17 protein-coding genes are annotated in these 20360 nt (G+C 56.4%); 4 read left to right on the forward strand and 13 right to left on the reverse strand.

What is annotated here, in order from left to right; translation table 11 throughout:
* Positions 1-55: 55 nt before the first annotated feature.
* The 4 genes from cysC to cysG are packed head-to-tail and all read right to left on the reverse strand — an operon-like array spanning position 56 to position 4362.
* Complete coding sequence (gene cysC, locus ACMGGQ_RS16360; protein ID WP_021241908.1) at positions 56-661, reverse strand: adenylyl-sulfate kinase; 606 nt, start codon at positions 659-661, stop codon at positions 56-58.
* Positions 661-2085, reverse strand: a complete 1425-nt coding sequence (gene cysN, locus ACMGGQ_RS16365) for a sulfate adenylyltransferase subunit CysN (RefSeq protein ID WP_032653189.1) — start codon at positions 2083-2085, stop codon at positions 661-663. Before cysN ends, cysC begins: the two co-directional genes overlap by 1 nt.
* A gap of 9 nt (positions 2086-2094) precedes the next feature.
* On the reverse strand, positions 2095-3003 hold the full coding sequence (gene cysD, locus ACMGGQ_RS16370; protein WP_006811770.1) for a sulfate adenylyltransferase subunit CysD: 909 nt from the start codon (positions 3001-3003) through the stop codon (positions 2095-2097).
* A gap of 9 nt (positions 3004-3012) precedes the next feature.
* Positions 3013-4362, reverse strand: coding sequence for a siroheme synthase CysG (gene cysG / locus ACMGGQ_RS16375; protein WP_162270769.1), 1350 nt, complete (start codon positions 4360-4362; stop codon positions 3013-3015).
* A 246-nt stretch (positions 4363-4608) separates the two neighbouring features.
* Between cysG and ACMGGQ_RS16380 the strand changes: the two genes are divergently transcribed.
* Complete coding sequence (locus ACMGGQ_RS16380) at positions 4609-5652, forward strand: aminopeptidase (RefSeq protein ID WP_048029216.1); 1044 nt, start codon at positions 4609-4611, stop codon at positions 5650-5652.
* A 98-nt stretch (positions 5653-5750) separates the two neighbouring features.
* Here the strand turns inward: ACMGGQ_RS16380 and cysH are convergent, their stop codons facing one another.
* The 3 genes from cysH to cysJ are packed head-to-tail and all read right to left on the reverse strand — an operon-like array spanning position 5751 to position 10018.
* Positions 5751-6485 (reverse strand): phosphoadenosine phosphosulfate reductase, encoded by a 735-nt coding sequence (cysH, locus tag ACMGGQ_RS16385; protein WP_193357660.1) that lies wholly within the window; start codon positions 6483-6485, stop codon positions 5751-5753.
* Between the two features lie 15 nt (positions 6486-6500).
* Positions 6501-8213 carry an assimilatory sulfite reductase (NADPH) hemoprotein subunit gene (cysI, locus tag ACMGGQ_RS16390; protein ID WP_420290289.1) on the reverse strand — a complete coding sequence of 571 codons (1713 nt, stop codon included), beginning with the start codon at positions 8211-8213 and terminating at the stop codon, positions 6501-6503.
* On the reverse strand, positions 8213-10018 hold the full coding sequence (cysJ, locus tag ACMGGQ_RS16395) for an NADPH-dependent assimilatory sulfite reductase flavoprotein subunit (RefSeq protein ID WP_167213679.1): 1806 nt from the start codon (positions 10016-10018) through the stop codon (positions 8213-8215). Before cysJ ends, cysI begins: the two co-directional genes overlap by 1 nt.
* 306 nt (positions 10019-10324) lie before the next feature.
* On the opposite strand from cysJ, the gene queD reads away from it, so the two are divergent.
* Positions 10325-10687 (forward strand): 6-carboxytetrahydropterin synthase QueD, encoded by a 363-nt coding sequence (gene queD, locus ACMGGQ_RS16400; RefSeq protein WP_023294450.1) that lies wholly within the window; start codon positions 10325-10327, stop codon positions 10685-10687.
* An 87-nt stretch (positions 10688-10774) separates the two neighbouring features.
* On the opposite strand, the gene queE is transcribed toward queD, so the two are convergent.
* The 3 genes from queE to ACMGGQ_RS16415 all read right to left on the reverse strand — a co-directional run bounded on the left by queE (position 10775) and on the right by ACMGGQ_RS16415 (position 13767).
* A complete protein-coding gene (gene queE / locus ACMGGQ_RS16405) occupies positions 10775-11446 on the reverse strand; it encodes a 7-carboxy-7-deazaguanine synthase QueE (RefSeq protein ID WP_021241905.1) in 672 nt (223 codons plus the stop codon).
* A gap of 72 nt (positions 11447-11518) precedes the next feature.
* Complete coding sequence (locus ACMGGQ_RS16410) at positions 11519-12208, reverse strand: N-acetylmannosamine-6-phosphate 2-epimerase (RefSeq protein ID WP_420290290.1); 690 nt, start codon at positions 12206-12208, stop codon at positions 11519-11521.
* A complete protein-coding gene (locus ACMGGQ_RS16415) occupies positions 12208-13767 on the reverse strand; it encodes a PTS transporter subunit EIIC (protein WP_063436634.1) in 1560 nt (519 codons plus the stop codon). The genes ACMGGQ_RS16410 and ACMGGQ_RS16415 overlap by 1 nt, the downstream gene beginning before the upstream one ends.
* 165 nt (positions 13768-13932) lie before the next feature.
* Between ACMGGQ_RS16415 and ACMGGQ_RS16420 the strand changes: the two genes are divergently transcribed.
* Together ACMGGQ_RS16420 and ACMGGQ_RS16425 are read left to right on the forward strand one after the other, a co-directional pair.
* Positions 13933-14757 (forward strand): MurR/RpiR family transcriptional regulator, encoded by an 825-nt coding sequence (locus tag ACMGGQ_RS16420; protein WP_032675434.1) that lies wholly within the window; start codon positions 13933-13935, stop codon positions 14755-14757.
* A gap of 358 nt (positions 14758-15115) precedes the next feature.
* Positions 15116-16225 carry an SDR family oxidoreductase gene (locus ACMGGQ_RS16425; RefSeq protein ID WP_045908475.1) on the forward strand — a complete coding sequence of 370 codons (1110 nt, stop codon included), beginning with the start codon at positions 15116-15118 and terminating at the stop codon, positions 16223-16225.
* A 53-nt stretch (positions 16226-16278) separates the two neighbouring features.
* Here ACMGGQ_RS16425 and eno read toward each other — a convergent pair whose 3' ends face one another.
* The 3 genes from eno to mazG form a co-directional block, all read right to left on the reverse strand.
* Positions 16279-17577: a phosphopyruvate hydratase gene (gene eno, locus ACMGGQ_RS16430; protein ID WP_024909267.1), complete on the reverse strand. Its 1299-nt coding sequence runs from the start codon at positions 17575-17577 to the stop codon at positions 16279-16281.
* An 82-nt stretch (positions 17578-17659) separates the two neighbouring features.
* Complete coding sequence (pyrG, locus tag ACMGGQ_RS16435; RefSeq protein WP_032648095.1) at positions 17660-19297, reverse strand: glutamine hydrolyzing CTP synthase; 1638 nt, start codon at positions 19295-19297, stop codon at positions 17660-17662.
* 223 nt (positions 19298-19520) lie between these two features.
* Entirely contained in the window at positions 19521-20312 is a 792-nt protein-coding gene (gene mazG, locus ACMGGQ_RS16440) for a nucleoside triphosphate pyrophosphohydrolase (protein WP_420290291.1), read from the reverse strand.
* Positions 20313-20360: the final 48 nt, after the last annotated feature.

Genomic DNA, 20360 nt, shown 5'->3' on the forward strand with positions numbered 1-20360 from the left:
TAGTCCTGTGACCGTGACTCATCGTTCGGGAAGACAGCTCCCGAACGATACCGTCTCAGGATCTGATAATATCGTCCCGTCTGAGCAGGTCTAATAATTGGCTTACTAAATTTGTTACCAATTGTTGACCCTCCAGGTGAATTTCAGGCGATTCAGGTGCTTCGTAGACCGCGTCAATTCCGGTGAAGTTGCGCAGTTCTCCGGCACGCGCTTTTTTGTACAGCCCTTTCGGGTCGCGCGCTTCGCAAACCTCCAGCGGCGTATCCACAAACACTTCAATAAAGCGATCCTGACCGACGCGTTCGCGCACCATCTGGCGCTCGGCGCGGTGCGGAGAGATAAACGCGGTCAGCACCACCAGCCCGGCATCGGCCATCAGGCTGGCGACTTCCCCGACCCGGCGGATGTTCTCTTTGCGGTCGTCGTCGCTGAACCCTAAATCGCTGCACAGGCCATGGCGCACGTTGTCGCCATCCAGCAGGTACGTGCTTACGCCCTGCTGATGCAATGCCTCTTCCAGCGCGCCCGCCACCGTCGATTTACCCGAGCCGGACAGCCCGGTAAACCACAGCACAACCCCACGGTGACCGTGGAGCTGTTCGCGCTGGGCGACGGTGACCGGATGAGGATGCCAGACGACGTTCTCATCATGGGCGGCCATTACTTGCCTCCCAGCAGATCGCGCGCGCCCCAGTGCGGGAAGTGTTTACGCACCAGCGCGTTCAATTCCAGCTCAAAGGCGCTGAATTCAGAGGCCACGGCAGCCTGTTTAATCGGTTCGCGTACCATACCGGCCCCGACGGTAACGTTGGTCAGCCTGTCGATAAAGATAAGCCCGCCCGTCACCGGGTTCTGCTGATACGGATCCAGCACCAGCGGTTCGTCGAAGGTCAGATCGACCAGACCAATACCGTTCAGCGGCAGCTCGGTAACCTCGCGCTGGGTCAGATTGTTGATGTCCACCTGGAACTGAATACCGTCCACGCGGGCGCGGGTCTTCTTGCCGGCAATTTTGATGTCGTAGCTCTGGCCCGGCGTCAGCGGTTGCTCTGCCATCCACACCACATCCACGGAAGCCCCCTGTACGGCGGCCAGGGTTTCCTGGGCATCCACCAGCAGATCGCCCCGGCTGATATCAATCTCGTCTTTCAGCACCAGCGTAACCGCTTCACCGGCGCCCGCGTCCTGCAGATCACCGTCGAAGGTGACGATACGGGCGATGGTCGATTCCACGCCGGATGGCAGCACCTTGACGCGCTGACCGACCTTCACAGAGCCTGACGCAAGGGTACCGGAGAAACCGCGGAAGTCGAGGTTTGGACGGTTCACGTACTGCACCGGGAAGCGCATCGGCTGGGTGTCGACCACGCGCTGGATTTCAACCGTTTCCAGCACTTCCAGCAGCGTCGGGCCGCTGTACCACGGCATGTTCGCGCTCTGGGAGGCGACGTTATCCCCTTCCAGCGCCGAGAGCGGCACAAAGCGGATATCCAGGTTGCCCGGCAGCTGTTCGGCAAAGGTCAGATAGCTCTGGCGGATCTCCTCGAACTTCTCTTCGCTGAAGTTCACCAGATCCATCTTGTTGACCGCCACCACCAGGTGTTTGATCCCCAGCAGCGTGGAGATAAAGCTGTGGCGACGGGTCTGATCCAGCACGCCTTTACGCGCGTCGATCAGCAGGATCGCCAGGTCGCAGGTCGACGCGCCGGTCGCCATATTGCGGGTGTACTGTTCGTGCCCCGGGGTGTCGGCGATAATAAATTTGCGCTTCTCGGTAGAGAAATAGCGGTAGGCCACATCGATGGTGATGCCCTGCTCGCGCTCCGCCTGCAGGCCATCCACCAGCAGCGCCAGATCCAGCTTTTCACCCTGGGTACCGTGACGCTTACTGTCATTATGCAGGGAAGAGAGCTGATCTTCGTAAATCTGGCGCGTATCGTGCAGCAGGCGGCCAATCAGGGTGCTTTTCCCGTCATCCACGCTGCCGCAGGTCAGAAAACGCAGCAGGCTTTTGTGTTGTTGCGCATGCAGATACGCTTCCACACCGCCTTCTTTGGCAATTTGTTGAGCAATAGTGGTGTTCATGGCGGCTCCTTAGAAATAACCCTGACGTTTCTTCAGCTCCATGGAGCCTGCCTGGTCGCGGTCAATCACGCGCCCCTGTCGCTCGCTGGTGGTCGATACCAGCATCTCTTCGATGATCTCCGGCAGCGTTTGCGCACTGGACTCCACCGCGCCGGTCAGCGGCCAGCAGCCGAGGGTGCGGAAACGGACCATCTGTTTTTTGATCACTTCGCCCGGCTGCAGGTCGATGCGATCGTCGTCGATCATCATCAGCATGCCGTCGCGCTCCAGCACCGGGCGCTCGGCAGCCAGGTACAGCGGAACGATTTCGATGTTTTCCAGATAGATGTACTGCCAGATATCCAGCTCGGTCCAGTTGGAGAGCGGGAAGACGCGGATGCTTTCGCCCTTGTTAATCTGGCCGTTGTAGTTGTGCCACAGCTCCGGACGCTGGTTTTTAGGGTCCCAGCGGTGGAAGCGGTCGCGGAAGGAGTAGATACGCTCTTTAGCGCGGGATTTCTCTTCGTCACGGCGCGCACCGCCGAAGGCCGCATCAAAACCGTATTTGTTCAGCGCCTGCTTCAACCCTTCGGTCTTCATGATATCGGTGTGTTTGGCGCTGCCGTGGACGAACGGGTTAATGCCCATCGCTACCCCTTCCGGGTTTTTATGCACCAGCAGCTCGCAGCCGTAGGCTTTCGCGGTACGATCGCGGAACTCGTACATCTCGCGGAATTTCCAGCCGGTATCCACGTGCAGCAGCGGGAACGGCAGCGTACCTGGATAAAACGCTTTACGCGCCAGATGCAGCATGACGCTGGAATCTTTACCGATGGAGTACATCATCACCGGGTTAGAAAACTCGGCGGCCACTTCGCGGATGATATGGATACTTTCCGCTTCGAGCTGCCGCAGGTGTGTAAGACGTTTTTGGTCCATAACCGTTCCTTAAGCCAAATTTACAACAGAAGAACCAAAGCCTTCTGTATCGGTTGTGTGCTGAAACCAGGCGAGCGTACTGTGCAGCTGCACCACTTCCCCCACCACGATCAGGGCGGGCATAGGGGCGTCTTTCGCCAGGGTTGCAAGATGTTCCAGGGTGCCCGTCGCAACGTGCTGATCGACGCGCGTGCCGCGAGAAATGACGGCAACGGGCGTCGTCGCCTCGCGACCGTGCTGAATTAGCTGTTCGCTGATGTCCGCCGCCTTCATCGTGCCCATGTATATCGCCAGCGTCTGGCGGCTCTGGGCGAGATGCGACCAGTCAAACGGCGTGCTGTCCGCCTTGTAGTGTCCGGTCACAAAGGTGACGCTCTGAGCGTAATCGCGGTGGGTCAACGGAATACCGGCGTAAGCCGTCACCGCAGAGGCCGCCGTGATGCCGGGCACCACCTGGAACGGTATGCCCGCTTCGGCTGCCGCCTGCAGCTCTTCGCCGCCGCGACCGAAGATAAACGGATCGCCCCCCTTCAGGCGCACCACGGTTTTGCCCGCTTTGGCGGCGTCAACCAGCATCTGGTTGGTGTCGTGCTGCGGCACAGAATGCTCGCCTGCCCGTTTGCCGACGCAGATTTGCTCCGCGTCACGACGGATCAGCTCGCGCACGCCGTCGGTAACCAGATGGTCGTAGAACACCACGTCCGCATCCTGCAGCACCTGCAGGCCGCGCAGCGTCAGAAGCCCGGCATCGCCCGGCCCTGCGCCTACCAGAATGATCTCCCCGCCAGTGCTGCCGGGGTTATCCAGTTCGTCCTCGAGGATTTTCTGCGCCGCTGTCTCATTACCGGCATGCATCAGGCTGGCAAAGCGGCCGCGAAACACGCGCTCCCAGAAGCGACGGCGTTCCGTCACGCTGGTCAGGCGGGTTTTCAGATGGTTGCGCCAATAGCTGGCTTTCTCCGCCATCCGCCCGAGGCTGGTCGGCAGCAGCGCTTCGATTTTTTCCCGCAGCACGCGCGCCAGCACCGGTGCGGTCCCGCCGGAGGAGATCGCCACCAGCAGCGGCGAGCGGTCAACGATCGACGGGAAAATAAACGAGCATAAAGGCTGGTCGTCCACCACGTTCACCAGGCGGTAACGGGCCTGAGCGGCGTCGGAGATCCGCCGGTTGAGGTCACGATCTTCGGTCGCCGCAATCACCAGCACGACGCTATCGATTTGTGACTCGTGAAAATCTGCCTCTGCAACGACCTGCACCTGCGCCCCTGCGCGCTGCAGAAACGCAATTTTGCGATCGGCGATTTCACCCGTGCCAACAACCAGCACCGGTTTCTCTTTAATCGCAGCAAATAAGGGCAGATAGTCCACAAGCAACAACTCACTAACAACGAGGAATAGAGGGACTATAGGGGGCGGCTTAGACCGAATGAAATTACGAATTGGAATGAGTAGTTACTCAATGGAATAACGCGATGAAAATGCTAATACCAAAAAGTGCTTAACACGCGATATTTCGGGCATTTAAGAGCAATTCAAATTGTGTATGGACGATCACAGTTTCATACTAGGCGGGTGACTATTTTGCTCTGTTTTTAAGGACTCACTATGTTTTCCGCAACGCGCCACCGTATTGCTGCCCTGGCGCTCGGCGTTTGCTTTATTCTTCCCGCTCAGGCAAAAAACCAACCTTATGGTGAAATCGCCAATATGCAGGCGCGGCATATTGCCACCGTTTTCCCCGGTCGCATGACCGGATCGCCTGCGGAAATGCTCTCTGCAGACTATCTTCGCCAGCAGTTTGCCGACATGGGTTATCAGAGCGATATCCGGTCGTTTCACAGCCGCTACGTCTATACCTCACGAAATAAAACGAAAAACTGGCATAACGTGACCGGCAGTACGGTGATTGCGGCCCACGAAGGCACCGCAAAAGAGCAAATTATTATTATGGCGCACCTTGATACCTACGCCCCGATGAGTGACGCCGATACGGATAATAATCTTGGCGGGCTGACGCTGCAGGGCATGGACGACAATGCCGCAGGCTTGGGCGTGATGCTCGAACTGGCCGAGCGGATGAAAGATATTCCCACCCAATATGGCATTCGTTTTGTTGCCACCAGCGGCGAAGAAGAGGGCAAACTCGGCGCTGAGAATCTCCTTAAGCGCATGAGCGCTGAGGAGAAGAAAAATACGCTGCTGGTGATTAACCTCGACAACCTGATCGTCGGCGACAAGCTCTATTTCAACAGCGGGCAGAGTACGCCGGGTACCGTGCGGAAACTGACGCGCGACCGGGCACTGGCGATAGCCCGCAGCCATGGTGTTTATGCCACCAGCAACCCTGGCGGTAACCCGGATTATCCGCGAGGCACAGGCTGCTGCAACGACGGGGAAGTGTTCGATAAGGCGGGCATTCCGGTGCTGTACGTGGAAGCGACAAACTGGGCGCTGGGCAAAAAAGATGGCTACCAGCAGCGGGCTAAATCGAAGGCCTTCCCGGACGGGACGAGCTGGCACAACGTGATGCTGGACAATCAGCAGCACATCGATCGCGCGCTGCCGCAGCGGATTGAGCACCGCAGTCGTGATGTGGTGAAGGTGATGCTGCCGCTGGTGAAGGAGCTGGCGAAAGCGGGGAAAGCCTGAGGCCGTTAAGCCCGGTGGCGGCTACGCCTTACCGGGCCTACATAGGGAACGAGCCTTTGTAGGCCCGGTAAGCGCAGCGCCACCGGGCAAAAAGGTTATCACCCTTCGTGCAACCCGCACTCGCGCTTCAGCCCGAAGAATCGCGTCTCTTCTTCCGCCATTCCCGGTTCCCACTTACGCGTGGTGTGGGTATCGCCCACCGACAGATAGCCCTGGTCCCACAGCGGATGGTATTTCAGCCCGTGCTTTTGCAGGTACTGATACACCGTCCGGTTATCCCAGTCGATGATCGGCAGCACTTTAAACACCCCGCGCTGCACCGCCAGCACCGGTAAGGTTGCCCGGCTACCGGACTGCTCGCGGCGCAGACCCGCAAACCACGTCTGCGCATTAAGCTCTTTCAGCGCCCGGTTCATCGGCTCAACTTTGTTAATCTCATTGTACTTCTCAATGCCCTCAACGCCCTGCTCCCACAGCTTGCCGTAGCGTGCCTCCTGCCAGGCCGCGCTCTCCGTCGCGCGGTAAACTTTGAGGTTCAGCCTGAGCTTGTCCGTCAGCTCGTCAATGAACTGGTAGGTTTCCGGGAACAGGTAGCCGGTGTCGGTGAGGATCACCGGAATGTCCGGACGGATCTGATTCACCAGATGCAGGCTGACCGCCGCCTGAATACCAAAGCTCGACGAGAGCACATACTCTCCCGGCAGGTTTTCCAGCGCCCATGCCACGCGCGCTTCGGCGTCCAGCTTTTCAAGGTGGGCATTGGTTTCTGCCAGCGCCAGAATGCGTTCGACTTTTGGCAGGTCATTAAGGGCGTTTAGATCGAGTACGGACATAATTACCTCTCGTGTTTACTCCCAGAAATCCCTGGCGGGATCGAGCACCGGGCGAATGATGCCCGCACGCACCGTAAAGTCGCCGAAGCCTTCACCCGCTTCGCGCTCTTTCGCCCAGCGCCCGACAAGCTCGTCGATGGAATGAAGAATTTCCGGCTCGGTGATGTTCTCGCGGAACATACGCGGGATGCGCGTACCGATTCGGTTACCGCCCAGGTGCAGGTTGTAACGACCCGGCGCTTTCCCCACCAGTCCGAGCTCGGCCAGCATCGCACGACCGCAGCCGTTCGGACACCCGGTGACGCGCATAACAATATGCTCGTCCGGAATGCCGTGTTTTTCCAGAATCGCTTCCACTTTGTCGGTAAACGACGGCAGGAAACGTTCCGCTTCCGCCATCGCCAGCGGACAGGTCGGGAACGACACGCAGGCCATTGAGTTTTCGCGCTGCGGCTTCACCGCATCCATCAACCCATGTTCGCGCGCCAGCTTCTCGATCTTCGCCTTCTGGCTTTCCGGCACGCCAGCAATGATCAGGTTCTGGTTAGCCGTAATGCGGAACTCGCCCTTATGGATCTTCGCAATTTCCAGCAGGCCGGTTTTCAGCGGACGGCCCGGATAATCCAGAATACGGCCGTTTTCGATAAACAGCGTCAGGTGCCATTTATTGTCGATACCCTTCACCCAACCAATGCGATCGCCGCGACCGGTGAATTCGTAAGGGCGGATCGGCTCAAACTTGATGCCCGCGCGACGCTCCACTTCCGCTTTGAACGTCTCCACGCCCACGCGCTCCAGGGTGTATTTGGTTTTCGCGTTTTTACGGTCGGTACGGTTACCCCAGTCGCGCTGGGTCGTCACCACCGCTTCCGCCACGGCCAGCGTATGCTCCAGCGGCAGGAAGCCGAACTCGCTGGCGGTACGGGCGTAGGTTTTCTTGTTACCGTGTTCGATGGACAGGCCGCCGCCCACCAGCAGGTTAAAGCCCACCAGCTTGCCGTTTTCGGCAATCGCCACGAAGTTCATGTCGTTGGCGTGCAGGTCGATATCGTTCTGCGGTGGAATAACGACCGTGGTTTTAAACTTACGCGGCAGGTAGGTCTGACCGAGGATCGGCTCTTCGTCGGTGGTGGCGACTTTTTCCTGATCGAGCCAGATCTCTGCATAGGCGCGCGTGCGCGGCAGCAGGTGCTCGGAGATCTTCTTCGCCCACTCGTACGCTTCGGCGTGCAGCTCGGACTCATACGGGTTCGAGGTGCAGAGCACGTTACGGTTCATGTCGTTGGCGGTCGCCAGCGCGTCCAGCCCAACGGAGTGCAGCATCTGGTGCACCGGCTTGACGTTCTTCTTCAGAATGCCGTGGAACTGGAAGGTCTGACGGTTAGTCAGACGGATGCTGCCGTAGATCGTGTTTTCACCGGCAAACTTGTCGATCGCCTGCCACTGTTTGGTGGTAATCACCCCGCCCGGCAAACGGCAGCGCAGCAGCATCGCGTGACGCGGCTCCAGCTTCTGCTCTGCACGCTCGGCGCGGATGTCGCGGTCGTCCTGCTGGTACATGCCGTGGAAACGGATCAGCAGGAAGTTGTCGCCTTTGAAACCGCCGGTGAGACCGTCATTCAGATCTTCAGCAATGGTGCCACGCAGATAGTTGCTTTCCAGCTTCATGCGCTCGGCGTCTGTCAGTTTACCTTCGACCACCAGTGGCCCTGGATGTTTTTCGCTCATTAGTAGACATCTCGCTGATAACGGCGCTCAACGCGCAGCTCACTTAAAAATTCGTCCGCCGCTTCGGCATCCATACCGCCGAATTCGGCAATCACTTCCAGCAAAGTCTGCTCAACGTCTTTCGCCATGCGATTGGCGTCGCCGCAGACATAAATGTGGGCACCGTCATTGATCCAGCGCCACAGCTCTGCGCCCTGTTCGCGCAGTTTGTCTTGTACGTATACTTTTTCTTTCTGGTCGCGGGACCAGGCCAGATCGATGCGGGTCAGTACGCCTTCTTTCACATAGCGCTGCCACTCAACCTGGTAGAGGAAATCTTCAGTAAAGTGCGGATTGCCAAAGAACAGCCAGTTTTTACCCGGCGCGCCGTCTGCCGCGCGCTGCTGCATGAAAGCGCGGAACGGCGCAATGCCGGTGCCCGGGCCAATCATAATGACCGGCGTTTCCGGGTTTGCCGGCAGGCGGAAGTTATCGTTGTGCTCGATAAAGACGCGCACTTCGCCCTCTTCTTCCACGCGATCCGCCAGGAAGCCTGATGCCCCACCCGTGCGGGCGCGGCCTTCGATATCGTAACGCACTACGCCGACGGTAATATGCACTTCACTCTCCACTTCAGCCTGCGAAGAGGCGATGGAGTACAGGCGCGGAGTGAGCGGACGCAGCAGACCGATCAGCGCATCGGCATCCAGCTGAGCCGGAGAGAAGCGCACCATATCAACGATCGGCGTCGTCGCGGCGTAATGCTGAAGTTTCGCCTTGTCGCCCACCAGCGGCAGCAGGGATTCGCTGCGCGTCAAGGTGGCATAATTTTCGACGATATTCGGGGTGTTCACCGTCAGCTCAAAATGCCACTGCAACGCATCAGAAAGCGGCTGCGTTTTACCGTCAACGGTGACAGGCTCGTCGCCTTTCAGCCACAGCAGCTCAACCAGCTCTTTCACCAGCGCCGGATCGTTCTGATACCAGACGCCCAGCGCATCGCCAGGCTGATAGCGCAGGCCCGAGTCGCCCAGATCGATTTCGATATGGCGCACATCTTTTTCTGAATCGCGGCCGGTAATTTTCTGGTTCACCGACAGGCTCGCCGTCAGCGGCGCCTCTTTGGTGTACGGGCTGGTGTGGATGTCGTTAACAGCACCCGTCGCGGTGAACGCGGCCTGCGCCGACGTCTCTTTCGGCACGCGCGCTTTTAACACCTCAACGATGCGGGCGCGCCATTCGGCGGCGGCGGCCTGGTATTCGACATCCGCGTCAACGCGGTCCAGCAGGCGCTCCGCGCCCAGCTCCGCCAGCTTGCTGTCGAAGTCTTTGCCGGACTGGCAGAAGAATTCATAGGAGGTGTCGCCCAGGCCAAAGACGGCAAACGCCGTGCCATCCAGCTTCGGCGCTTTTTTCGAGAACAGGAACTTATGCAGCGCCACCGCTTCTTCAGCGGGTTCACCTTCACCCTGCGTAGAGGCAACCACCACCAGCAGTTTTTCTGACGCGATTTGCTTAAATTTGTAATCCCCGGCGTTAACCAGGTTCACGTTCAGTTTCGCGGCCAGCAGGTCGTCGCGCAGTGCTTCGGCCACGCGGCGGGCATTGCCCGTCTGCGAGGCGGAAATCAGGGTAATGGCCGGAATTTCAACGGCCGTGGCCGGAGCACCCGCCACAGCGCCAGGCTGTTGATTGAGCATTCCCCAGAAATAACCGGAGACCCAGGCAAGCTGAGTGGGAGAAAAATCAGAGGTGGCAGCCTGAAGGCGCGCCAGTTGCTCCGGGTTCAGGGGAAGCAAATTTGAAGGTGGGGCCTGTGTTGTCATGCGTCGTTATGTTCCAGTAGCCAAGCGGACTTTAAGCGAATAAATCCAAACTGAAGATAAGGTTAACGGCGAGGATAATAACAATTAAAGAAGGGATGGAAATAATAAATAACCAAATGGACTAACCTGTTTTGGTTGTCATGCTTAGCGATAAAACCGATTAAATAACCATATGAAATAAAAGAACAAAAAGCGATAAACACCCTGAATACGAGGCGGTTGCCGCTCAGAGCCGTTTTAGTTAATGCTAAAAATTGTGCTTTCCGGTACTATGCGGCGGTTTTTTCCGCATTACTGAGAGCGATCATGTCCACCACACTGTTTAAAGATTTCACCTTCGAAGCCGCCCACCACCTTCCGCATGTCCCTGAAGGGCATAAATGTGGCCGTCTGCACGGGCATTCGTTCATGGTGCGTCTTGAGATCACCGGTGAAGTTGATCCGCATACCGGTTGGATCATGGATTTTGCCGAGCTGAAGGCGGCGTTTAAGCCGACCTACGATCGTCTGGATCACTACTACCTGAATGAGATCCCGGGCCTTGAAAACCCGACCAGCGAAGTGCTGGCAAAATGGATTTGGGATCAGATGAAACCGCGGGTACCGCTGCTGAGCGCGGTGATGATCAAAGAGACCTGCACCGCGGGCTGCATCTATCGCGGGGAGTGATGCTTGCCGGGTGGCGCTGACGCTTACCCGGCCTACAAGCGCCTCGAACCGTAGGCCCGGTAAGCGTTCGCGCCACCGGGCTTTTTTTCAGGCAATATTCAGATATTTGTGCGTCTGCATCGACAGGCGCCAGTTGCGCGCAATACAGGTTTCAATGCACAGGCGCGTTGCATCGTCTTTCTGGCTGATAGGCTGCAGGGCAATCACCCGCTGCTTTTCATCCGTCAGGGTGGCCAGCAGTTCATCCAGCGCTTCGATATCACGCACGCGCCCTACCGGGTGCTTAATCTCATCCGCGCGCTCCAGCGCCTGAGACAGCACGTCATACCCGCCGCGCATATTCACTTTTGGCGATACCGTCACCCAGGTGGTGTGCGAGCAGCGCACTTCATGGGTGCCGCTGGTTTCGATCTGGCAGCTGTAGCCGTTCTTTTCGAGCAGCTCGGTCAGCGGGGTCAGATCGTGGATGCAGGGTTCACCGCCGGTGATCACGACGTGACGGGCCGTCCAGCCCTGACGGCCAATAATGGCCAGCAGATCTTCGGCACTGCCCGCGCCCCACTTATCGCTCTCTTTGGTTTTCGCCAGAATGCTAAACAGCGACACTTCCCGATCTGCGAGCTTATCCCACGTATGTTTGGTGTCACACCAGGCACAGCCAACCGGGCATCCCTGTAAACGAATGAAAATAGCGGGAACGCCGGTAAAGTAACCCTCGCCTTGCAGGGTCTGGAACATCTCGTTAATCGGGTACTGCATAGTCATCTCAGTAAAGGGGATAAACGATAAGTATCGCAGATCCCCGCCGGATGGTCATGCTCCATCGGTGCTTTACGCGCCAATCACCGCCATAAACCGTTCCGTGATTTGCTGTGGACGGGTGATCGCGCCGCCGACCACCACCGTATGCGCGCCCAGCGCCAGACACCTGGCCGCACGTTCAGGCGTATCCACGTTGCCTTCTGCAACCACGGGCACCGTCACGGCCGCCAGCACCGCTTTCAGGAACGCGCAGTCGTTGTCAGGCAATACATGGCCCGCGGTTTCCGCCGTGTAGCCGTAAAGCGTGGTGCCGACGCAGTCGAAGCCCAGCGCCTGTGCCGTCACGGCTTCGTCCACGGAGGAGATATCCGCCATCAGCAGCACCGCGGGATAGCGTGAGCGGATGCGCGAGACCAGCGTTTCCAGGGATTCTCCGCCGGGACGTTCCCGCGCCGTCGCATCAAGCGCAATGATGTCCGGCGAGACGCGCATGAGCTCATCCACCTCTTTCATTGTCGCGGTGATAAACACCTCGCTTTCTGGATAATCCCGTTTGATGATGCCGATGACCGGCAAAGACACCTGCTGCTTTATGGCCTCAATATCCGCCACGCTGTTGGCGCGAATAGCCGCGGCCCCGCCCTGTGCCGCCGCCAGCGCCATTCTCGACATAATAAACGGGCTGTGCAGCGGTTCATTTTCCAGCGCCTGACAAGAGACGATCAGTTTTCCCTTCAGGTTTTCCAGTACAGTTTTCATTACGATAAGATCTCTTCCACTTCGTTTTTGATAATCGTGACGTGCGGGCCATAGATGACCTGAACGCCGTTGCCGCGCACGATAACGCCGCGCGCCCCGGTGGCTTTCAGCGCCGCGTCATTCACTTTGCTGCCGTCTTTAACCGTCACGCGAAGACGCGTGGCGCAGCAGTCCACCTCGTCCAGATTGTCTTTTCCGCCTAATCCGGCGATCACCGCAGCAGCGCGTTCGTTTTGCGGCAGACTGACTTCGTCAGCCATCGCCTCCTTTTCCCGACCCGGCGTCGCGAAATCAAAGCGGTTAATCAGATAGCGGAAGGTAAAGTAGTACAGGAAGAACCACGGTACGCCGACCAGCGGAACGAACATCCAGTTGGTTTTGGCCTCTCCCTGCAAAATGCCGAACAGCACGAAGTCGATGAAACCGCCGGAGAAGGTTTGCCCGATGGTGATATGCAGCATGTGCGCGAGCATGAATGCCAGCCCGTCAAACAGCGCATGGATGACGTAGAGTACCGGCGCAATAAACAGGAACGAGAATTCGATAGGCTCGGTAATCCCCGTCAGGAACGAGGTTAACGCCGCAGAAAGCAGCAGTCCGGCAACGCGTTTTTTGTTCTCGGGTTTTGCCGTGTGGTACATCGCCAGGCACGCCCCGAGCAGGCCAAACATCATCGTAATAAAGCGCCCGGACATGAAGCGTGACGTACCCTCATAGAAATGTTGCGTGTTCGGGTCAGCCAGCTGAGCGAAGAAGATCCGCTGCGTGCCTTCCACGAGGTGTCCGTTGACGATTTCACTCCCGCCAAGCGCGGTGGTCCAGAAAGGCAGATAGAAGATGTGGTGCAGACCGAACGGGCCCAGCATGCGGAGAATAAAGCCGTACAGCAGGGTGCCCAGATAGCCGGTCGCATCCACCAGCCCGCCCAGACCAAAAATCAGCTTCTGGAAATGCGGCCAGACCACGGTCATGAGCGCACCGACGAGTATCGCCGCCAGCGAGCTGATAATAGGAACAAAGCGCGAGCCGCCAAAAAAACCCAGAAACTGCGGAAGCGCAATTTTATTAAACCGATGATGGAGCGCGCAGGTCACCAGTCCAATCACCACGCCGCCAAACACGCCGGTTTCCAGCGTCTGAATACCCAGCGTCATGCCCTGCCCCACGGCCCCCGGGTTCTCATGCGCCAGTTTGCCGGTGAGGATCAGCAGCGCGTTGATGGTGGCATTCATCACCAGAAACGCGAGTAACGCCGCCAGACCCGCCGTGCCCTTATCGCTTTTTGCCAGCCCGACGGCCACCCCAACGGCAAACAACACCGAGAGGTTCGCAAACACGATGGATCCTGCGCTGCTCATGATGGTGAAAATGGCCTGCAGCCAGCTCACGTCTAAAAACGGATAGGCTGCCAGCGTGTTGGGATTCGATAGCGCGCCGCCTATCCCCAGCAGCAGACCCGCCGCAGGCAACACGGCAATCGGCAACATAAAGGATTTGCCAAAGCGCTGCGCTTTTTCAAACCATCCTCCTGAAGAAGCCCCACTGAATATTTGCATCATTTTTTCATCCCCTCATTAAACGATGAAAATTTTTACCACATAAATATTTAATAGTGAAAATTATCATCACAAACCAGGACGACGATCATACTTTTTCAAAATGACTGGCATCTTTCCCCCGCTTTCCGCCACACTAGTCGCAGAGAAACGCATTAAGGATCGAGCATGTCAGACCATGAAAACCTGCTGCTGAAGCTACGCCAGGAGGCTTCCGGGTACAGCCCAACACAACAAAAACTCGGTGAGTTTGTCCTTAGCGATCCAGCCCGGGTGCTCTACCTGACGATCACCGAGCTGGCGCGCGAGAGCCACACCAGCGAGGCCAGCGTCACGCGTCTTTGCCGGACGCTGGGCTGCAAGGGCTATAACGAATTTAAAATGGCGCTTGCGCTGGATATTCAGCAGGGCCAGCCCGCGCGTCAGGCGGGGGATGAGATTGATAACGTGGTGGATGAGTCGGTGCAGGCATTGCAGGATACCGCCAGGCTTCTTGACCGCGCGCTGCTTGAAAAGGCCGCGCTGGCGCTGCATCAGGCGCAGTCGGTGCAGATTTATGGCGTTGCGGCCAGCGCGATCCTCGGGGAGTATCTCCACTACAAGCTGTTGCGTCTGGGGAAACCCGCACAGCTGTTTAGCGATATGCACCGCGCGGCCATGAATGCGACAACGCTTTCAAAAGAGACCCTGGTGGTGGCTATCTCCAGCTCGGGTTCAACGCGGGATTTACTCCACGTGGTGAAGCTTGCCCGCAAACGTGGCGTTAAGGTACTGGCTCTCAGCAATACGCCCCGCAGCCCGCTGGCGTCCCTGAGCGACATGCAACTGGTGGCCGCCAAGCCAGAGGGGCCGCTTAGCGCGGGCGCGCTCAATGCTAAGGTTGGGGTCATGCTGCTGGTTGAGCTGCTGACTACGTCCCTGATTGCGCTGGATGGTCATTACGGCGACGTTAGCCAGCAAACAGCCAGCGCCACGCTTCCCCTTTTGCTCTGAAAATCATTCGCAGGCTAAATAAAACAGCCTGCGTCTTGTGTCGTCTGATTTACGTTAAGGGGCGTTTAAATCATTTATCCGGTAAATGTTTGGTGTAACAAAGTATTATATTTATTACATTTTGAATTAAGCTAACCACTTGGCAGATAAGCCGTAAAAAACATTAAAATCAACACCTTAAAATATTAATTTTAATAAATTGAATTTTTACCCAACCTGTAATGTCCAATATCTCCACCTGATTTTCTTTCCTTAAAATAAGCTTAAGACGCCATTGATTTCGGCGTTTTATTATTTAAATGCCGTTTACTTTTGCCCGCCTACAATCCGCCTCATCAATCATAATGAGACGGTATTAATGAAGATGTTATTGATTACAGGCGTGACCGGATTTCTGGGCGGTGCAGTACTGGAAAAAATACTCACCAGCGATCAACCCGTAAAACTGCTTTTGCTCGCGCGTGCCAGCGATCCGCAGAGCGGGCTGGAGCGCGTGCTGGAGAACATGCGCAAGTTCAACGTTCCTGAGGACAAACTGGCCTCTCTGAATGTGGATAATATCCTGATTGGCGACCTCAGCCAGCCTGAAGCCTTCCTGAACGATACCCGTCTGGATCGGGTCACGCATGTCGTGAACTGTGCGGCTGTCGCCTCATTTGGTAACAACCCACTCATCTGGAAGGTCAACGTTGAAGGAACGCTGGCGCTGGCGCGCCGTATGGAGCAGGTCTCAGGACTGCAGCGTTTCCTCCACGTAGGCACGGCAATGTCATGCACACCGGAGCAGGATTCCCTGGTCGCCGAAAGCGCCGAATTCAGAGAGAATGCTGAACACCTGGTGGAATACACTTATTCGAAGTCAACCATCGAACAGCTGATGCGCCAGGAATGTCCGAACCTGCCGCTGCTCATCGCGCGTCCGTCCATCGTTGTCGGCCATACCCGCCACGGCTGCACGCCGTCGAGCAGCATTTTCTGGGTCTTTAGCATGGGCCTGATGCTGCAGAAGTTTATGTGCTCCATGGAAGACAGGATCGACGTTGTTCCGGTGGATTATTGCGCCGACGCGCTGTTAATGCTGCTGAACAGCAACGCGCGTCCGGGGGAAGTGGTACACATTTCTGCCGGTGAAGAGAACAGCGTTCGCTTTGCGGATATCGATCAGGCGATGGCGCAGGCGCTGGAGAAAGCCCCCGTCGGGGATAAATATGCGCAGGTTAGCTACGAAACGCTGGTCAGAATGCGCCGCGAGTTGAAAACGATTTTTGGCCCGTGCAACGAACGTCTGATGCTAAAAGCCATGCGGTTATACGGTGCGTTTGCCACGCTTAACGTGCGCTTCAGCAACGATAAGCTGCTGAGCATGGGGATGCCGAAGCCACCCCGGTTTACGGATTATATCGCCCGCTGCGTGCAAACCACCCAGGGGCTGACCATTCCGGAGCAAATGGCGGTCGATTTTAAATAGCCAAAAAAAATGCCAGTCATTCGACTGGCATTTTCATTTTAAGGCGTAGGCGATTATGCCTGGCCTTTGATCTCTTTACGACCGTTGTATGGTGCTTTTTCGCCCAGCGCTTCTTCGATACGAATCAGCTGGTTGTATTTAGCAACACGGTCAGAACGGCTCATAGAACCGGTTTTGATCTGGCCTGCAGCGGTACCCACAGCCAGGTCAGCAATGGTAGCGTCTTCAGTTTCGCCAGAACGGTGAGAGATAACCGCGGTGTAGCCAGCGTCTTTCGCCATTTTGATCGCAGCCAGCGTTTCGGTCAGGGAACCGATCTGGTTGAATTTGATCAGGATGGAGTTAACGATGCCTTTCTCGATGCCTTCTTTCAGGATCTTGGTGTTGGTTACGAACAGGTCGTCACCCACCAGCTGGATTTTGTCGCCCAGTACTTTAGTCTGGTATGCGAAGCCAGCCCAGTCAGACTCGTCCAGACCGTCTTCGATAGACACGATTGGGTACTGTTTGGTCAGGTCTTCCAGGAAGTGAGTGAACTCTTCGGAGGTGAACGCTTTGTTGCCTTCGCCAGCCAGAACGTATTTACCGTCTTTGTAGAATTCAGATGCTGCACAGTCCATCGCCAGGGTGATGTCTTTGCCCAGCTCGTAGCCTGCAGCTTTTACTGCTTCTGCGATAACAGCCAGTGCTTCTGCGTTAGAACCCAGGTTTGGCGCATAGCCACCTTCGTCACCAACAGCCGTGTTCATGCCTTTAGCTTTCAGAACTTTAGCCAGGTTGTGGAACACTTCAGAACCCATACGTACCGCTTCTTTCAGGGATTTCGCGCCAACTGGCTGAATCATGAATTCCTGAATATCAACGTTGTTGTCTGCGTGCTCACCACCGTTGATGATGTTCATCATTGGTACAGGCATGGAGTATTTGCCTGGGGTGCCGTTCAGTTCAGCGATGTGCTCGAACAGTGGCATACCTTTCGCAGCCGCAGCCGCTTTGGCGTTTGCCAGAGAAACAGCCAGGATTGCGTTCGCACCGAAGTTAGATTTGTTTTCAGTACCGTCCAGATCGATCATGATCTTGTCGATGCCAGCCTGGTCTTTGGCGTCTTTGCCAATGATTGCCTGAGCAATAGGACCGTTTACAGCGCCAACCGCTTTCAGTACGCCTTTACCCAGGAAGCGAGATTTGTCGCCATCGCGCAGTTCCAGCGCTTCGCGGGAACCGGTAGAAGCACCTGATGGAGCAGCAGCCATACCAACGAAACCACCTTCCAGGTGAACTTCGGCTTCAACGGTCGGGTTACCACGGGAGTCGATGATTTCACGACCGATGACTTTAACGATTTTGGACATTAGATTTTCCTCAGTACAAGTTAAACTAAAACTCCAGACAAACAACGCGTACCAAAGGTACGCGTTGCCGTTCTAACTTTTTTTACTTCGCCTGACGCTTCTGGTAGTCGCTGGCGGCCTTCACAAAGCCTGCAAACAGCGGATGCCCGTCACGTGGCGTTGAAGTAAATTCCGGGTGGAACTGGCAGGCGACAAACCACGGATGGTTTGGCACTTCAATGATCTCGACTAACTGATCATCCCCGGAGCGTCCCGCAACACGCAGGCCCGCGGCTTCAATAGGTTTCAACAACATGTTGTTGACTTCATAGCGGTGACGATGGCGCTCGGTAATGACCGGCTCGCCATACAGCTTGCGAACCACGCTATCGTCAGTCAGCTGGCAGGCCTGTGCGCCAAGACGCATGGTGCCACCCAGATCGCTCTTCTCGGTACGGACTTCGACGTTACCTTCTTCGTCACGCCATTCGGTGATAAGCGCCACAACAGGGTACTTACAGTCTGGCACAAATTCCGTAGAGTTCGCGTTTTCCATTCCCGCTACGTTGCGCGCAAATTCGATCAGCGCAACCTGCATACCCAGACAGATGCCGAGGTATGGAATATTGTTTTCACGCGCATAGCGCGCGGTGGCGATCTTGCCTTCTACTCCACGGTAGCCGAAGCCGCCAGGGATAAGAATAGCATCCAGATCTTTCAGGATTTCAACGCCACGCGTTTCAACATCCTGCGAATCAATCAGCTTGATGTTCACGGAGACACGGTTCTTCAGACCACCGTGTTTCAACGCTTCGATCACGGACTTATAGGCATCCGGCAGCTCAATGTACTTGCCGACCATACCGATAGTCACTTCGCCTGCCGGATTGGCTTCTTCGTAAATAACCTGTTCCCATTCAGACAGGTTAGCTTCCGGACAGTTCAAGCTGAATCGTTTACAAATATAATCGTCCAGGCCCTGAGATTTCAACAGGCCCGGGATTTTATAAATGGAATCGACATCTTTCATTGAAATAACGGCTTTTTCAGGCACGTTACAGAACAATGCAATTTTCGCACGTTCGTTCGCTGGCACCGCACGATCGGAACGGCAAACCAGGATGTCTGGCTGAATACCAATGGAGAGCAGCTCTTTAACAGAGTGCTGAGTCGGTTTGGTTTTCACTTCACCTGCAGCGGCCATGTACGGCACCAGCGTCAGGTGCATGAACAGCGCGTGTTCACGGCCAATGTCTACCGCCAGCTGACGAATCGCTTCCAGGAATGGCAGGGATTCGATATCACCCACGGTACCGCCGATTTCAACCAGCACCACGTCGTGGCCTTCGCCACCCGCAACAATGCGTTCTTTGATGGCGTTAGTGATGTGCGGGATAACCTGAACGGTGGCACCCAGATAATCACCACGGCGCTCTTTACGCAGAACGTCGGAGTAAATGCGGCCGGTCGTGAAGTTGTTACGACGGGTCATTTTGGTGCGGATGAAACGCTCGTAGTGGCCAAGATCCAGATCGGTTTCAGCGCCGTCTTCAGTAACGAACACTTCCCCGTGTTGGATTGGGCTCATGGTACCTGGATCGACGTTGATGTACGGATCCAGTTTCATCATGGTCACATTGAGGCCACGGGCTTCAAGAATGGCTGCGAGGGAGGCTGCGGCAATGCCTTTACCCAGAGAGGATACGACCCCGCCGGTCACAAAAATATAGTTCGTTGTCATGCTGAACCTGAGAAGTTAGGGTGAAACGATGGAATAACCAGGACGGGAAAGTAGTATACCCGAACACGGCGAGCGCCACAAACTTTCATTCTCCGTCTCCATTCCAGGCCATGACAAACATACGGAGTGAGAAAATAGCCCCTTTTGGGTAAATGTTTTTGACGCAAATCAAGCGCTTGTCATTTAAAAAATCACACAAATTGCGCTTGATCGCAAAATGTCGTTAGAGATCAGTTTCCTGGCGCTTTACTTCCTGCCAGACTTCTTCCATCGCGTCGAGGTCAATACCGGTCATTTCCAGGCCTCGCGAGGCGACAATCCGCTCTACTTCGCGAAAGCGGCGTTCGAATTTCAGGTTGGCTTTTTGCAGTGCCGTTTCCGCTTTTACACCCAGGTGGCGAGAAAGGTTGACGGTCGCAAACAGCAGATCGCCCATCTCTTCCTCAAGCTTTGCTTCATCCACCACCGCCTGCTGCGCTTCGTGCATCACCTCGTCAATCTCTTCGTGCACTTTATCCAGCACCGGGCCGAGGGAGGTCCAGTCAAACCCCACGGCGGAGCAGCGTTTCTGGATTTTGTGCGCGCGCATCAGCGCGGGCAGGCTCAGCGGGATATCATCCAGCGCGGAGTGCTGGGATTTTTCTGCCCGCTCTGCGCTTTTGATCTGCTCCCAGCGGGCCAGCACTTCGGTGCTGTTTTCTGCGGTGGCGTCACCGAAAATATGGGGATGACGGCGCTCAAGCTTGTCGCTGATGGCAGCGCAAATATCGTCAAAGTTAAAGCGCCCTTCTTCCTGCGCCATCTGCGCGTAGAACACCACCTGGAACAGCAGATCGCCCAGCTCGCCGCGCAGGTCGTCAAAATCTTCACGGGAAATGGCGTCCAGCACCTCGTAGGTCTCTTCAAGGGTGTACGGGGCGATGGTGGCGAAAGTCTGCTCTTTGTCCCACGGGCAGCCGTTTTCCGGGTCGCGCAGGCGCTTCATGATGCCGAGCAGGCGGTCGATTTGAGTCATAGTTCTGTCCTGATGAAAAAATGCCGGGGGGCGGCGTTGCCTTACCCG

Source organism: Enterobacter sp. BNK-13, assembly GCF_048685015.1.
Classification (GTDB): Bacteria; Pseudomonadota; Gammaproteobacteria; order Enterobacterales; family Enterobacteriaceae; genus Enterobacter; species Enterobacter quasiroggenkampii.